General features: G+C 62.7%; 13 protein-coding genes and 1 pseudogene. 8 read left to right on the forward strand and 6 right to left on the reverse strand.

Features of this window, described 5'->3' with window-relative positions:
- The first annotated feature begins 196 nt into the window (after positions 1-196).
- From AOQ71_RS08585 to AOQ71_RS42900, 6 genes are all read left to right on the forward strand, one after another.
- The gene (locus AOQ71_RS08585; protein ID WP_347336688.1) at positions 197-1228 is read left to right on the forward strand and encodes an alpha/beta fold hydrolase; all 1032 of its coding nucleotides are present in this window, start codon (positions 197-199) and stop codon (positions 1226-1228) included.
- 81 nt (positions 1229-1309) lie between these two features.
- Complete coding sequence (locus tag AOQ71_RS08590) at positions 1310-2272, forward strand: tetratricopeptide repeat protein (RefSeq protein WP_057744472.1); 963 nt, start codon at positions 1310-1312, stop codon at positions 2270-2272.
- A 67-nt stretch (positions 2273-2339) separates the two neighbouring features.
- Positions 2340-2864, forward strand: a complete 525-nt coding sequence (locus AOQ71_RS08595) for a hypothetical protein (protein WP_057744475.1) — start codon at positions 2340-2342, stop codon at positions 2862-2864.
- Between the two features lie 200 nt (positions 2865-3064).
- The gene (locus tag AOQ71_RS08600) at positions 3065-3481 is read left to right on the forward strand and encodes an SRPBCC family protein (protein ID WP_057744479.1); all 417 of its coding nucleotides are present in this window, start codon (positions 3065-3067) and stop codon (positions 3479-3481) included.
- A gap of 635 nt (positions 3482-4116) precedes the next feature.
- Positions 4117-4368, forward strand: coding sequence for a DUF3551 domain-containing protein (locus tag AOQ71_RS08605; protein WP_063958215.1), 252 nt, complete (start codon positions 4117-4119; stop codon positions 4366-4368).
- A 63-nt stretch (positions 4369-4431) separates the two neighbouring features.
- On the forward strand, positions 4432-4683 hold the full coding sequence (locus AOQ71_RS42900) for a DUF3551 domain-containing protein (protein WP_083514062.1): 252 nt from the start codon (positions 4432-4434) through the stop codon (positions 4681-4683).
- Positions 4684-4741: 58 nt separating this feature from the next.
- On the opposite strand, the gene AOQ71_RS08610 is transcribed toward AOQ71_RS42900, so the two are convergent.
- On the reverse strand, positions 4742-5032 hold the full coding sequence (locus tag AOQ71_RS08610; protein WP_057744482.1) for a hypothetical protein: 291 nt from the start codon (positions 5030-5032) through the stop codon (positions 4742-4744).
- Positions 5033-5412: 380 nt separating this feature from the next.
- Between AOQ71_RS08610 and AOQ71_RS08615 the strand changes: the two genes are divergently transcribed.
- Positions 5413-6819, forward strand: a complete 1407-nt coding sequence (locus AOQ71_RS08615; protein WP_162268337.1) for an FAD-dependent oxidoreductase — start codon at positions 5413-5415, stop codon at positions 6817-6819.
- Between the two features lie 20 nt (positions 6820-6839).
- On the opposite strand, the gene AOQ71_RS08620 is transcribed toward AOQ71_RS08615, so the two are convergent.
- The 5 genes and pseudogenes from AOQ71_RS08620 to lepA all read right to left on the reverse strand — a co-directional run bounded on the left by AOQ71_RS08620 (position 6840) and on the right by lepA (position 13096).
- Positions 6840-7298 (reverse strand): GNAT family N-acetyltransferase, encoded by a 459-nt coding sequence (locus AOQ71_RS08620; RefSeq protein WP_245316807.1) that lies wholly within the window; start codon positions 7296-7298, stop codon positions 6840-6842.
- Positions 7299-7377: 79 nt separating this feature from the next.
- A pseudogene (locus AOQ71_RS08625) lies at positions 7378-7860 on the reverse strand (P-loop nucleotide/nucleoside kinase family protein); the annotation flags it as partial.
- A gap of 265 nt (positions 7861-8125) precedes the next feature.
- Positions 8126-8299, reverse strand: coding sequence for a hypothetical protein (locus tag AOQ71_RS44920; RefSeq protein WP_157083436.1), 174 nt, complete (start codon positions 8297-8299; stop codon positions 8126-8128).
- Between the two features lie 87 nt (positions 8300-8386).
- Entirely contained in the window at positions 8387-10918 is a 2532-nt protein-coding gene (locus AOQ71_RS08630; RefSeq protein WP_057744492.1) for a metallophosphoesterase family protein, read from the reverse strand.
- Positions 10919-11284: 366 nt separating this feature from the next.
- Complete coding sequence (gene lepA, locus AOQ71_RS08635; protein ID WP_057744496.1) at positions 11285-13096, reverse strand: translation elongation factor 4; 1812 nt, start codon at positions 13094-13096, stop codon at positions 11285-11287.
- Positions 13097-13210: 114 nt separating this feature from the next.
- Between lepA and AOQ71_RS08640 the strand changes: the two genes are divergently transcribed.
- The gene (locus AOQ71_RS08640; protein WP_057744501.1) at positions 13211-14836 is read left to right on the forward strand and encodes a glycosyltransferase family 39 protein; all 1626 of its coding nucleotides are present in this window, start codon (positions 13211-13213) and stop codon (positions 14834-14836) included.
- The last annotated feature ends 7 nt before the right edge of the window (positions 14837-14843 follow it).

Here is a 14843-nt window from a genome sequence, read left to right on the forward strand (position 1 = left end):
GATCTGTGTCCAATGTCCGCGACAGTATGTTATCGCCGACTTCGCCTGACCGCCATCATCCCCTCGCGCTGTACGGCGCTCGGCCGGGTCGCTTATGCAAGGCGTGCATAATCATATTTCGACCTGACATTGGATTTTCGTCAGGTGGGCCGGCACCTTCGCGGAAAGAGCCGAATTCCGTCCGGGGGAACGCAACATGTCCGACAATAGGCAGGCAGAACATTTGTCCGATGCTGGGCTGACCCGTCGCCGCCTGGTGTCGCTCGCGGCGACGACCACAGGCGCGATCGGTTCGACGATGCTAGATCTGCCCGCCTTCGCCGAGGAGAAGACAGAAGTGGCCACCGATCAGATCGAAAAACTGCTGCCGGGCTTTCGCCGCAGCCGCATCAGGACGTCGGGCGCGGAGATCAACACCTTCGTGAAGGGCGAGGGCGCGCCGCTGTTGCTGCTGCACGGCCATCCGCAAACACTGGTGTGCTGGCACAAGGTCGCGCCAAAACTCGCCGAGCGTTTCACGGTCGTGCTCACCGATATCAGGGGGTACGGCGATTCCAGCAAGCCCCACGGCGGCAAGGACAGCATCGCCTATTCCAAGCGCGAGATGGCGCGCGACCAGGTCGAGGTGATGCGCGCGCTCGGCTTCGAGCGCTTCTTTGCCGCCGGTCACGACCGCGGCGGACGTGTCCTGCACCGCCTGCTGCTGGATCATCCCGCCGCCGTGATCAGGGCCGCCGTGCTCGACATCGCGCCGACCGCGACGATGTACGCCAGGGCGAACAAGGAGTTCGCCATGCGCTACATGTGGTGGTTCTTCCTGAGCCAGCCGGCGCCGCTGCCGGAAACCCTGATCGGCAACAATCTCGACTTCTATCTGCAGGCGCACATCAACAAGCAGAACAAGACGCCGGGCGCGATCGATCCGCTCGCCCTCGCGGAATACCGCCGCTGCTATACGGCCGAGACGCTGCACGCCGTCTGCGAGGATTACCGCGCCGCCGCCGGCATCGATTTGGTCCACGATGCGGCCGATGCAGACAAGCGGATCGCGTGCCCGTTGCTCGCGCTGTGGGGCGAAAAGGGCGTCGTCGGATCGACCTACGACGTGCGCCAGACCTGGCGCGAAAAGGCCGTGGATATCAGCGGCGAAAGCCTGCCTTGCGGACACTATCTGCCCGAGGAGGCGCCGGAGCTGGTGATCGAAAAGCTGCGCAACTTCTTCACTTGATCCCGCCCACATTGAACCTGCCCGGCCTCCAGGCGCACCAAAGCCACTGAAGTCCCTGACATCAGCGGCAAGGAACGTGCGATGAAGGCCCTGAAAGCATCGATCTGTGTTGCGATGACCGCGCTCGCGCTGAGCTTGTCGCTGGCCACGCCGTCTCATGCGAGCGAGGATGAGGCCGGCATGCTCACCCGGCAGATGAAAGAGCTTTATCGGGCCGGCAAATACACCGAGGCGCTGCCGCTCGCCCAGCAGGCGCTGGCCCTGCGCGAGAAGGAATTCGGCGCCGACGATGCCCACGTCGCGATGCCGCTGAATGACCTCGGCACCATTCATTACAATCTCGGTCAATATCCGGTCGCCGAGCTCCTGTACAAGCGCTCGCTGGCGATCCGGGAGAAGACGCTCGGCCATGACGATCCAGAGGTCGCGATGGTGCTGAACAATCTCGGCGAGCTCTACCGCGTGGAAGAGCGCTACGCCGATGCGGAGCCGCTGCTGAAGCGGTCGCTCGCGATCGGCGAGAAGGCGCGCGGTCCCAACGATCCCTCCATCGTGCTGGCGTTGAGCAACCTCGCCGCCGTCTACAGCAATCAGCACCGCTACGACCAGGCCGTGCCGCTGTTCAAGCGCGGGCTCGCCGTGCTCGAGAAGGCGCACGGTCCGGACGATCCCGAAGCCACGGTGCTGATGAGCAATCTCGCCGACGCCTATATCCACCGGCATCGCTATGCCGAGGCCGAGCGGCTGCTCAAGCGCGCGATGGCGGTAACGGAGAAGGCGTATGGGCCCGATCACCCCGATATCGCGCAGGCGCAGAACAATCTGGCCGCACTCTACGGGCGCCAGGGTCGTCTGGCCGACGCCGAGCGGCTGTACAAGCAATCGGTCGCCACCATGGAGAAGACGCTCGGCCCCAACCATCCTGACATTGCCGACGTGCTGGAGAATTTGGCCGATCTCTACAAGGATGAGGGCCGCTACGCCGACGCGCAGCAAGTCATCAAGCGGTCGACGGCCATTCGCGGCAAGACAGGGGCGATCTGAACAGGCCCGCGCGAAGCGCCTTTGCTGTGAGGATCATCGCGGATCGCGTTGAGAGGTTGCCGTGCCGATGCTTGCAAGACTGCTCGGACTTGTCCTCGCCCTGTCGTGGCTCGGATTGTCTGCCGCAACGGCCGCCGGCGGTCCGTCGAAGGACATCCTGCGCGGCGCATGGACGCTCGAGATGGACCGCTACGACCGGCCATGGCTCAGCTTTAACGACATCAACCACAAGACAGTGTTTCGCTTCGGCTGCGGGACGCATTACGAGCTCGATGCGGTCTATCCGGGGCAGGCACCGAAGCAGGATCACACCGAGGCCACGATCACGATCGGCAACGGCAAGACGCAGATGGATTTTGCCGGCTTCACCTACGCCGCCCCCGAAAACTTCCCGCCTGATACATCGTGGTTCAACCAGGCGGACCTCGGCCATCCCGACCTCGGCGAGGACAAATGGGGCGAGCTGGAAACTCAATTCCTGGATCTCTTAAGGTCCGGCCAGCCGCTGACGGTTTCGGCCGAGGGCAAGAGCTACGTGCTGCCGCCAGTCAAGGCGTCGCGCTGGCGCGCGCGCTTTCAGAAGGTCTGCTGACGCGCCGGCCGCAAGCAGGCCGGTCGTCCCCGGCGGCAGCTTTCCATTTTTTATCGCATTGACGGCGCGACCATGTCGGCATGGGCGGGTCTCGACCGTCCTTGGGTGGACACGCCGCGGAAGTGCTGTCAACCAATCCCGCACAGGGGCCGCGATGTCGTCACCTCGCGCCGTCAAATATCGAACTGGAGCAATAACCCATGAGAATCACCGTCGAAACCAGCGTCGCCGCCCCCATCGATCAGGTCTGGCGTGCCTACACGACGCCTGCCGACATCGTGAAGTGGAACGCCGCGTCGGACGATTGGCATACGACCAGGGCGACGGTCGATTTGCGCGAAGGCGGCCTGTTCTCGTCCCGCATGGAGGCCAAGGACGGCAGCATGGGTTTTGACTTCGCCGGCACCTACACGAAGATCCTCGAGCACAAGCGGATCGAATATGCCTTCGGCGATCGCAAGGCCGAGGTCGATTTCGTACCGGGCCCCGAAGGCGTTGTCGTCCGCGTCACCTTCGATGGCGAAACCACCCATTCGGTCGAGCAGCAGCAAGCCGGCTGGCAGGCGATCCTCGACAACTTTGCACGATATGTCGAGGCGAAGCAGAAGGCGTCGTAAGGCGCCGGGTTAACAAAACAGAGGCTGCCGAGCGGGGCTCAGCAGCCTCTTTCCGTATCAGGTGACAGGGCGATAGCGTCAGCGACGGGTCGGATCTTTGGCTCTGCCTGGACGAAGGGCCTGGGGACCTCCTCCCTGACCGCCATTGCTGCCGCCCACGGATCCGCTCGCACCCGTGTTTCCGGTGCCAGCGCTGCCGCCCATGCCGGTTGTGCCGCCGCTCGATCCGGTCCCCGCCGCGGAGCCGGCTGCTCCGGTCCCCACACCGGCACCGCCTGTTCCGGCACCAGCGCCAGCACCTGCTCCGCCACCCGCTCCGCCAGCGCCGCTGCCGCCTGCCTGCGCGTGGGCGAAACCGATCGACGCTCCGGCAAGCAGCGCGCACATGGTCAGCGAGAAGATTGTCTTTCGCATCGTTCAACTCCGTTTGAGGTTGTGTCGGTCAACCGAAGCCGCGTGAGGACGTTCCTAAACCGATGGTGATCCCTCGTGACGGATGAGGCACGATGTCGTGCGCTGCAGGATTGGTGCTTGCCCTTTCGGGGAACAATTCGTAAGCCATGCTCAGCCGACCGGCGACGTTGCCAGGGTCCAGCATTTTGCGGCGCGGTTCGGCTGACAAGATGGAGGATCTCATGCGAATCGCCATTCTGGTTGTTGTCATGCTGGTGGGGCTTTCTTCCGCAGCGCGCGCTGACCGCGATTATCCCTGGTGCGTCATGGGCGGAGAACTCGGCTATTCCGGCGACTGCATGTATGAGACGCGAGAGCAGTGCCTGGCCTCGGCATCCGGACGCTGGAACCTCTATTGCGATATCAACCCGCGGGTGAGGTTCAGGCAGCCGGCGCCGCCTCCGCCTCCGCGTCGGATGCATAGATCACAGTAAGTCCGGCAAGCGCTCGGCAGTCCCCTGCTGCAAGCCGGATTCGAAAATCCCCGGAGTCACATGATGCGTGCGGTTCTCCCTCTCCTCGCCTGGATCGCAATGTCTGCGTCCACGCCGGCCTCGGCTCAACGATTCAACGGCAATTATCCGGTGTGCCTGCAGACATGGGAATGGGGCGGCGCCACCTATATTTCATGCCAGTATAGTTCGTGGGACGAGTGCAGGGCGGCGGGTGCCGGCCTTTCCGCCATGTGCTTGACGAACCCTTATGTGCAGCAGCCGTCTCAGCCGGTGCGCCTTCCGCGTCACCGATAGGCGCGATGGCGGCGGCATCAGCGCGTAGCGCTCAACTGATCTCGCGAGTTCTCGAACATCACAGCCAATTGTCCTCGACAAAGCACCAGATCAATCCGCAGGTCAGTGCCAGGCCTGCCAGAAGCTTGTGCGGACTGATGATCAGGATGCCGGGCAGTGGCACCGCTCCATAGGACAAGAGCAGCCAGATCGCGATCGTCGCCAGGGGCACCACCACGATCCCCTCGACTCTCCGAAATCCAAGCAGGCGATCGGGGAGCCAGAACACGGCAATGATCGCGAGCCCTATCGCTCCGATCACGATGACGAGGTAGAGGCCGTATGCAACGGCCATGGCGAGCGTATGCATGCGTCGATCCCGATGAAGATCGCGGGATCTGATCGTGATGGCGCACCTGTTAACGATGCGTGCATACCGGCCCCTGCAATGGGCCTTGCCCTGGCCTGTGCTCGGCCGCGGAAGCGGCCTGTTGGCTGTCGTATCAACACCGGGGAGACGGATCTCTCGGAAGCAGATCGGATACGGCTGGCGAGGCCGAACGTCGCGCACGAGCCATCGCCGACCAATGGAACTCATTAGGCAAGCTCAGGGGGCTTTGAACCTCCCCGTCGCCACATCGACCTATCTCTTGGGTGACCCGTGTCCGTGTGAGCGGGTCTCGTTGCTGTTCGTCTTCGACGATGGCGATTCCTCGACTTCGCCGTCCGACGAACTCCAGGGAGGAACGGATGAGCAAAGTCGTCATCTGCGGCGGGGGCGTGATCGGATTGTGCGCAGCGGCGATGCTTGGTCGCGACGGCCACCGCGTCACAGTCCTGGAGGCTGATCCGGCAGATCGGCCCACGGCGTCCGCGATTGGATGGGACTCGTGGGAGCGCCCGGGAGTTGCCCAATTCAGGCAACCTCACAACCTCAGCGCGCGGTTTCGGATGATCAGCGATCAGGAACTGCCTGGCTTGACGGATGATTTGCTTGGCGCCGGCTGCGTTTGGGTGGACTATCTCGACAGCCGCTCGCTTCCCCCGACCCTGACAGACAAAGCACCGCGTCCCGGTGACGAGGCGTTGCGTTTCGTCACGGGGCGGAGGCCGACCGTTGAATGGGCCGTCGCCGCCATGGCGCAAGCCGCACCCAACGTGACTGTCCGCCGCGGCGTCAAGCTTCGCGAATTGATCACGGGCGCAGCGGCTGTCCCTGCTGTGCCGCACGTGACCGGGGTCCGCACGACGTCGGGCGAGGAGATTCGCGCTGATCTCGTCATAGACGCCATGGGGCGGCGAAGCCCGGCCTGCGAATGGATTCTCGGCGCGGGAGGCCGCGCTCCGATCGAGGAAGCCGAAGACAGCAACTTCGCCTATTTTACCCGATATTTCTCCGGGCCTCGGCGCCCGCGCAGGATGGGACGCGCGCTCACGCCGATGGGCTTGTTCTCGATCCTGACCCTGGACGGGGACAACGACACCTGGTCGGTCACCTTGTATACCTCGTCAAGGAACAAGGCGATGCGGGCCTTGCGCGATACGGCCACGTTCCATCGTGTGGTTTCGGCATGCTCGCGGCAAGCCCATTGGCTCGACGGAGAGCCGATCACATCAGTCCTTCTGATGGCAGGAATCATCGATCGTTACCGGCGGTTTGTCGTCGATGGCCAGCCGGTGATCACGGGATTCGCCGCGGTCGGCGATGCCTGGGCGTGTACCAACCCGTCCGCCGGACGCGGCCTGAGCGTCGGTCTTCTGCACGCACAGGTGCTCCGCGACGTCGCTCGTCGTCACGTCGACGATCCCTTAGCGTTCTGTCTGGAATACGACGCCGAGACCGAGCGCCGGGTCGGTCCGTTTTATCGAAACCAGATCGCTGCGGACCGCGCGCGGATCGCCGAGATGAACGCGCTGGAGGCGGGCCTGCCGATGCCGCCACCCAACCCGATCATGGCAAAGCTTCTCCTTGCCTCATCCGAAGACGCCGACGTGCTCCGTGGCATGATCGAAATCGCGCTGTGTGTTGCGCTGCCTCAGGAGGTCATGGCCAGACCGCCGATCGCCGCAAAACTGGCTTCGATGGACGGCTATTCGCTCCCGCCGGACCCGAACATCATCGACCGTGATCGGATGGCGGCGCTGCTGGACGGCTGATCCCTGCGACGAAAGGGCGGTCATGTTCGCCGAGCGTTCGTTGCGTCCGGCATTGTTCTCTCGTGAGACCAGGCCAGACCGGCAACGCGGCGAAATCCGATCGCTTCCCAGAACCGCGCCGCGGTCTGATTGCCGGCATGGACGGTCACGGTCGAAACGCTGCCAGAGGCGTTTTGCAACAGCGCGCTGGCAATGGCTTGGGCAATCGTGCGGCGCCTGAACTCACGATGCCCGTAGAAGCGTCGCATTCGCCATTTCGGTTGTCCCGCCAGGGCAGGTTCGTCGGTCATTGCCCCGATCCCGGCGAGTCTGTTGTCGAGATAGCAGGCGTAGATTGCATGAAAAATGGCAGGAGTTTCTGTTAGCTCCGCGGCCAGCCGGGTCTTGTGCTGATGGCCATCCGCTATTGCGTCCGCCTCCAGCTCGGCGAAGCCGGTCGGCAATTGATCAGCCACTCGTTCAAGTGAAATGTCCGCCACTTCTGGAGTCCCATCAGACGCCGTTAGAGCCGCTCCCGACCTGAAGCGCGATGACAATTCAACCGAATCTCATCGCGCCTTAGAGTTCAACTTCAATTCGCTCCTCATCGTCTCCGAGTGGTTCAAACCGGCTCTTGAGAGCGTCGAAGGTGTGTCGGACGATATGCAGGCTGCCGTCGAGATAGAGGTTGAGCCGCTCGACACGTCGCCAGGCTTCGTCGTCCGGACACTCTAAACGATAGAGCCGCGCGCTGGCCCCCAAGGCCACGGCGGTCGCCCTGGTCTGACTCCGCTGGGTTCGCGACCAGAAGCCGAGATCGAGCACCACGTCGAGCCCAAGCTCCACGCATCTTGTCCAGTGCGTCTCAATCAACTTGGAGACACGGTCGTGGAATTCCTGAAACTGATCAACGGGAGGATCGTCGCCATAGAGACGCGCCATCCATTCGCCGTGACTGAAGCGGATGGCGGGCAACTTTCGCTCCAGCCTCCGCGCGAAGGTGGTTTTCCCGGCACCGATGTATCCGTGGATCAGGTGAGCGGTTGGCATATTGCTGTTCCGACAGGTCGGCTTATTCGGATGGGGCGGATGACACTACATCGGTGCCGGGAAAACCAAGGGCAATATATCTACTTAAGGTAGCAGAAGCGGGCGAGCATTTCTGCATCGAGATGACGACGCGGGCGGACGCAGCCGATACGTCCGTCGTGACATTCGTCACTACGGCGCTTCACGCCGAGACGGCGGCGGATTTTGCGATCGGGTGAGGGGGTCTGTTTGGCTTGGTGATCCGGATCCGAGGCCCGGGGCAAGATCCGGCAGGGTGCTAATCCGGAGTCGAAACGGAAGCCGGTACCGGCGAGACTTGCGACGATTGTTCGCGCTGCTGCTGCTGCTGGACCACTTCTTCGGGCCAACCATGGGCACGCAGCCGATCGGCATTGATCTTGCCGAGGCTCGTCTCGGGGTCATGCACGATCACATTGTCCGCAATTCGCATGGCGGTCTCCGTCTATCAATTGATCCTACTCGAAAATGGTTAAGAATCCAAGATCGGCCGGGCCGGCCGTCCAAGGGAGTTTCCGCTTCACGGCACCGTGGGAACTACGGGGTCGGCCTGATCTCCGACCTTGCCGATGATCCGAAGCATGTCGAAAACGCATTGTTGGGCCAGGATTTGAGCGTCTTGCCCGATCTCTTTGGCGATTTCTCCCTTCGGGTCATCGTCGTTGGGGGCGCATTCGCTAATTCTCGATGCCGCACTGTCCGATCCAAGCGTAATGACGGCGAGCACGGCGCCCGGCTCGGTGTCGAGCTCGTCGCCCTTCGCATTGCGACCTCCCTGGTGGAAGACCGGCAGTGCCAGCACCCAATGCGAATTGAGCGCCCCCGACGAGGCGGGTCTGATCAGGGATTTGCTGTTCGGATCGTTCTTCCAGGCGATAATCTGCCTCTGCAGAAAGGCGGCTCCGGCCACGCCGCCCCCGAGAGGCACCTGGTAATTTCCATCAGGTATTGGGCCCTGCGTCAAAGCGGGCCGCAGGCAGAGATCGGCGGGTTCGTACAACATCAGGAAGACGGTTTGCTTCTCCGTGTCGTCGTACTCGAAATGAAAGCGCTTCATGAGGCTTCTTGCGAGCCGGTCGAAACGTTCCCGGCACTTCTCGACGATGTCGTCGTCGCAACTTGGGTCGACAAGGCGCGCGAGCATTTTTCGGTAAGCCGTCGAGCGGTCGCAAACCTTCTGTGGTGCACGCGGATCGGGCACGCGCCATTGTAGGCTATAGGAGCACCCGGGGATCGGATGATCGATTTCCACTTCCCATGCTCGATCTCGAGCGTCGTAGGTCAGCTCTCGCATTTCCTCTTTTGCGAGATCGTCGTCGGAGATGAGTTGAGGCCGGGGCTGATTGCGTCGGGGACGTTGCTCGGGAAGGTAACGCAAAGGAAAGTCCGGCATCGCCGGATGCCGCCGGCAGCGCGGCCTCGGTGCGATGCCTTCGAAATTCGGAGGAAACGTCACCCGTATCGTCAGTTTCTCGATCGGATAGCTGATGTGTGATCCAACCTCCTCGTAACCGTAGTCGGGATCTCCCGCGCCACCCCGACCGTGCGAGCGTTGCTCGATCTCCCACTGGCTCATCGCCATGCTGTTGGCGGCCGCCTCGCGGATCGCAAAGGTGAACGGCTGTTGGCCGGCTGCCAGCGGCTCGTGGAAGTTCAACCAGTAGAAGCTATCCGCAGGGGACCTGGGGTCGTTTAAACGATACAGGTTGCCGGCATCGTCACGCACGCACAGGGCGGCCCGATCGCTCCCTTCCTCCAATTCAACGTCCAGACGGGTATCGTGAGGAGCGAGATCGACGTTGGAGACAAGGCCGGTCAAGGTCCGATCCTTGTCCATCACTCTCAAATGCGACGTCGTGTCGAGGCTGCGCAAATGACCGACCTCGTCGATCACGACATCCGAGATCAGGTGCTTCGCCTTGATGCCGGTTCGATCCAGGGCTCGTGCGAAGGCGCGCCGCTTGAGTATCTCGATCGGTTCGCGATAATTCCGCTCGTCCTGCAAATTGCCCTGCCAGAATGTCCGTACCCTCAACCGACCGTTGGGTTCTGTCCCGATATCGCGGAGTGTGTTGTCTGATGGATCTTCATCGCGCTTCGCGGTGCTGCCGCCGGCAAGCACCAAAATCGGATAGCGCTCCGGACGATCGGCGCCCAACTCAACTCTTGCGAATTGTGGCCGGTGCTTGTGGCCGTGCAGAACAAGGTCGTACTTCAAGCGCTGCAGCTCATGCACGAGATCGCCGCTGTTCTTGAGGATCAGGAAGGGCTCGAGCCTGGCCTCTTGCTCCGCATCATCGAGAGATTTGTCGCGAACTGCGATCGGCATCGGGTGGTGGTGCAGGACGGCAACCCGGAGCAGGATTCCGCCATTTTCGGTCTCTGCCGGTGCCCTCGCGCAGCACGGGCAGGCTGGAAGCAGGTTCGAGGGCTTGATTCTCTCGATCTGGTTTCGTCCGATCGTTCCGGTCGCAAAGACAAACTGCCGTAACGACGGATTGTTGGAATCGAGGCAGGTGATGAGTGTCCGGTCATGGATGCTGCGGGTCGGCCATCTTCTGCCGGCCCTCCGATAGTCGCAGCTTTGCAGCCGTCCATCGCATTTGTCGGTTCGCGTCGCAAGCGAAAGCCAGTTGCTTGGCCGCATCCGGCGAAACCGCGGAAATTTCGTCCAGCGCAGCGTTTCCTCATTCAGGCCAAATGGAAAGCCCAGATCCGATTGGAGTCTGTTTCTAAGATCCGTCGTGTCGCGGAACATGACGCGATCGAACCATTTCGCACTGCCGGGATGCAGGATATTGCCGAGGTCAAGCAGATCGTGGTTTCCCGGCACCACGAAGAATTCGGTGCCTTCGCCGCATCGCTTGCACAAATCCTGAAGCTCGCTCTTGGCGGCGAGCAGCAGCAGCGGATCGGGGTCGTCGGTGAAATCTCCCGAGGCTATGATTGTCTTTGGATGGAATGCGGCGATCTCATCCTTGATCCGGTTCCAGACGTCGACGACAAAGGACCTGCCAAAATGGATGTCGGAAATATGGGCGATGCGGGCCATCAATGATCCTCCCCGCCACCAAGTGTAATGCGCCACTATAGGCAGGGGACGAAACACTCGTAAAGGTAGAATTTTGGCGCGCGGCCAGGGACGGCAACCTCGTAGGCTGTGGAGTCCGCAACGTCCTTTGCGGGTATTCGGCCGATGAGCGTAAATAAGACGGGGATGGTTCGATGGGACATCGTCGTCTGCCGGCTGCACCACGGCCATGATGCCAGCATACGCCTGTTTTGCCCGACGGAGCAAGTGTAATTCGAAAAAATCGAAATTGCCCAGCGCCGCCAACGCGTCGGCTACTTTGCATGGGGTTGTTTTCGAAATTTGCTTCGTCCGGCTCGGAGAACCGGGGCCGGATCCCGGCCCGCCTCAGCTATCCACCTTCAGCGCGGCAATGAAAGCTTCCTGCGGGATGTCGACCTTGCCGAACTGCCGCATCTTCTTCTTGCCTTCCTTCTGCTTCTCCAGAAGCTTGCGCTTGCGCGTGATGTCGCCGCCGTAGCATTTCGCGGTGACGTCCTTGCGCAGCGCGCGCACGGTCTCGCGCGCGATCACCTTGCCGCCGATCGCCGCCTGGATCGGGATCTGGAACATGTGCGGCGGGATCAGCTCCTTCATCTTCTCGACCATGGCGCGGCCGCGCCCCTCCGCGCGGGTGCGGTGCACCAGCATCGAGAGCGCGTCGACCGGCTCGGCGTTGACCAGGATCTGCATCTTGACGAGATCGGCCGGCTTGTAATCGGTGAGATGATAGTCGAACGAGGCGTAGCCCTTCGACACCGACTTGAGGCGGTCGTAGAAGTCGAACACCACCTCGTTGAGCGGCAGATCGTATTTCACCATGGCGCGGGAGCCGACATAGGTCAGCTCCTTCTGCGCGCCGCGGCGATCCTGGCACAGCTTGAGGACGCTGCCGAGATATTCGTCGGGGGTCATGATCGTCGCCTCGATCCAGGGCTCCTGGATCTCCTCGATCTTGACGACGTCGGGCATGTCGACGGGATTGTGGATCTCGAGCTCGGTGCCGTCGGTCAGCTTCATCTTGTAGATGACGCTCGGCGCGGTCGCGATCAGATTGAGGTCGAACTCGCGCGACAGCCGCTCCTGGATGATCTCGAGGTGGAGCAGACCGAGGAAGCCGCAGCGGAAGCCGAAGCCGAGAGCGGCCGAAGTCTCCATCTCGAAGGAGAAGCTGGCGTCGTTCAGCCGCAGCTTGCCCATCGCGGCGCGGAGCGTCTCGAAGTCGTCGGCGTCGACAGGGAACAGGCCGCAGAACACGACGGGGATCGCCGGCTTGAAGCCCGGCAGCATCTCGGTGACAGGCTTGCGGTCGTCGGTGATGGTGTCGCCGACGCGGGTGTCCGCGACTTCCTTGATCGCGGCGGTGATGAAACCGATCTCGCCGGGGCCGAGCTCGTCGACCTGCTGCATCTTCGGCGTGAAGAAGCCGACGCGCTCGACGTCGTAGGCCGCGCCCGTGCCCATCATGCGGACGCGCTGGCCCTTCTTCATCGTGCCGTCGACGATGCGCACCAGAACGACGACGCCGAGATAGACGTCGTACCAGCTGTCGACCAGCAGCGCCTTCAACGTCGCATCGCGATCGCCCTTCGGCGGCGGCAGGCGGGTGACGATGGCCTCGAGCACATCGGGGATGCCGAGGCCGGTCTTGGCCGAGATCATCACCGCGTCCGACGCATCGATGCCGATGACGTCCTCGATCTGCTGCTTGACCTTCTCGGGCTCGGCCGCGGGAAGGTCGACCTTGTTCAGGACCGGAACGATCTCGTGATTGTTGTCGAGCGCCTGGTAGACGTTGGCGAGCGTCTGCGCCTCGACGCCCTGGCTGGCGTCCACCACCAGCAGGGAACCTTCGCACGCCGCCAGCGACCGCGACACCTCGTAGGCGAAGTCGACATGGCCGGGCGTGTCCATCAGGTTGAAGATGTAATCCTTGCCGTCCTTGGCGCGGTAGGCGAGGCGCACCGTCTGCGCCTTGATGGTGATGCCGCGCTCGCGCTCGATGTCCATGGAATCGAGCACCTGCTCCTTGCCCGCCATTTCGCGGTCGGAGAGGCCGCCGGTCATCTGGATCAGGCGGTCGGCCAGCGTCGATTTGCCATGGTCGATATGGGCGACGATGGAGAAATTGCGGATGTTGGAAATGGGGACGGTCGTCATGGGCGCGGGATACCACTCACATCCCCGTGCGGCAACCATATTGCTGTATTTTCAGGGCGTTTCTTCACGCCAAGCTGATTCCACGATGGTCCAAAACGCGCTACGCAAGCGCCCATGTCCACCACCTCGATCCCCTCCGCCCGACCGCGCGTAAAAGCCCGGGTCAGCTTTGACCGTTTCCGGGCCTGGCTGGTTGCCTACGCCATCGCCCCCTCCGCCCGGCTCTGGCTGGTGATCCAGCTGGCCATCCTCCATGCGGTGATCTGGACCTTCATCCTGATCAATCTCAAGGCAGCGCAGGACGTTCACATGGACGTCGCAGAAGCCTGGGGCTGGGGCCAGAAATTCCTGTGGGGCTATGGCAAGCATCCGCCGCTGTCGGGCTGGATCGCCGGGCTCTGGTTCAAGGTCTTTCCCGCAACGGACTGGGCGACCTATGCGCTTGCGATGGCGACCGTCAGCGTCGGCATGGTGATCTGCTGGCTGCTGAGCTTGCGTGTGGTCGATCCGCGCCGCGCCTTCCTGGTCGTGGTGATGGTCGCGCTCTACCCGATCTTCAATTTCAAGGGTTTCAAGTACAACCCCGATCTTTTGCAGCTGGTGACGCTGCCGCTCGTCGTGCTCGCTTATCTCAACGCGTTCGAGAAGCGGAGCTGGCAGTCCGGAGTCTGGCTCGGGCTTGCCGGCGCGCTGGCGCTGATGACCAAATACTGGGTGCTGACCATGATCGGCGCCATCGGCCTTGCCGCGCTGATCCATCCGGAACGGATGCGGTTCCTGCTGTCGCCGGCGCCCTGGGTCGCGGTCGCGACGATGGCCGTCGCGATGATCCCGCACATCATCTGGCTGGCGGATTCGCATTTCGTGCCGCTGACCTATGCCGGCGATACCTACAGCATCGAGGACGCCGGTCTCGTGCATCAGCTCGTGCTCGGTTACGTCCTGCACAATGCCGCGCTGCTGGCTCTCCCCGTCGCGCTTGCCGGACTTGCGATGGCGCTGGTACCGCCATGGTGGACCCTGCTGTTGCGCGCACCCTTGCGCATCGTCACGCGGGCCTGGGCGCGCGGCGTCAATCCCGGCGTCGATGTTTCCCAGGCGCGCAATATCTGGATCATCCAGATCATCGTCGCGGCCGGCCCGCCGCTCGGCGCGCTCGCCTTCAGCATCTATATGAAGACCGACTGGGGCATCTCGCTGTTCTTCCTGGTGCCATTGGCGCTCGTCGCGATTCCTGCGCTGCGGGTGCAGAGCGCCGTGCTGTTCAACATCGTGGCGATCTGGCTCGTGCTCAGCCTCGTGACCCTCGTCGCCTCGCCCTGGATCGCAGCGCGCGAGATGGCGGCGAACAAGGACAACACGGCGACCTACGGCGCGCGCTCCGAGCTCGCGCGCGAGCTGACGCAAGCCTGGCATTCCCGCTTCGCCTCGCGCTGGGCGGTCGTCGCCGGCACGATGGAGTCGATCCAGCCGATGGTGTTCTACAGCCCCGACCATCCGGTCGCGTTCATCCCGAACGAGGCCTGGAGCTCCGGACTGTCGTCACTCGACGACGTCAAGAGATACGGCTTCATCGGCGTGTTCGATCCGACCGACGGGCGTCTGCCCGCCTTCGAGAAATGGGTGTCGGAGATCGCGCCGAACGCCGAGCGGATCGTGATGACCACGCGCCGCTTCACCCATGGCAAGGCGGGCCCGGCGATGACGTGGAACATCTACATTGCCCCGCCGGCGAAGTGATCGCGAC

This window comes from Bradyrhizobium manausense (genome assembly GCF_001440035.1).
Taxonomy (GTDB): domain Bacteria; phylum Pseudomonadota; class Alphaproteobacteria; order Rhizobiales; family Xanthobacteraceae; genus Bradyrhizobium; species Bradyrhizobium manausense.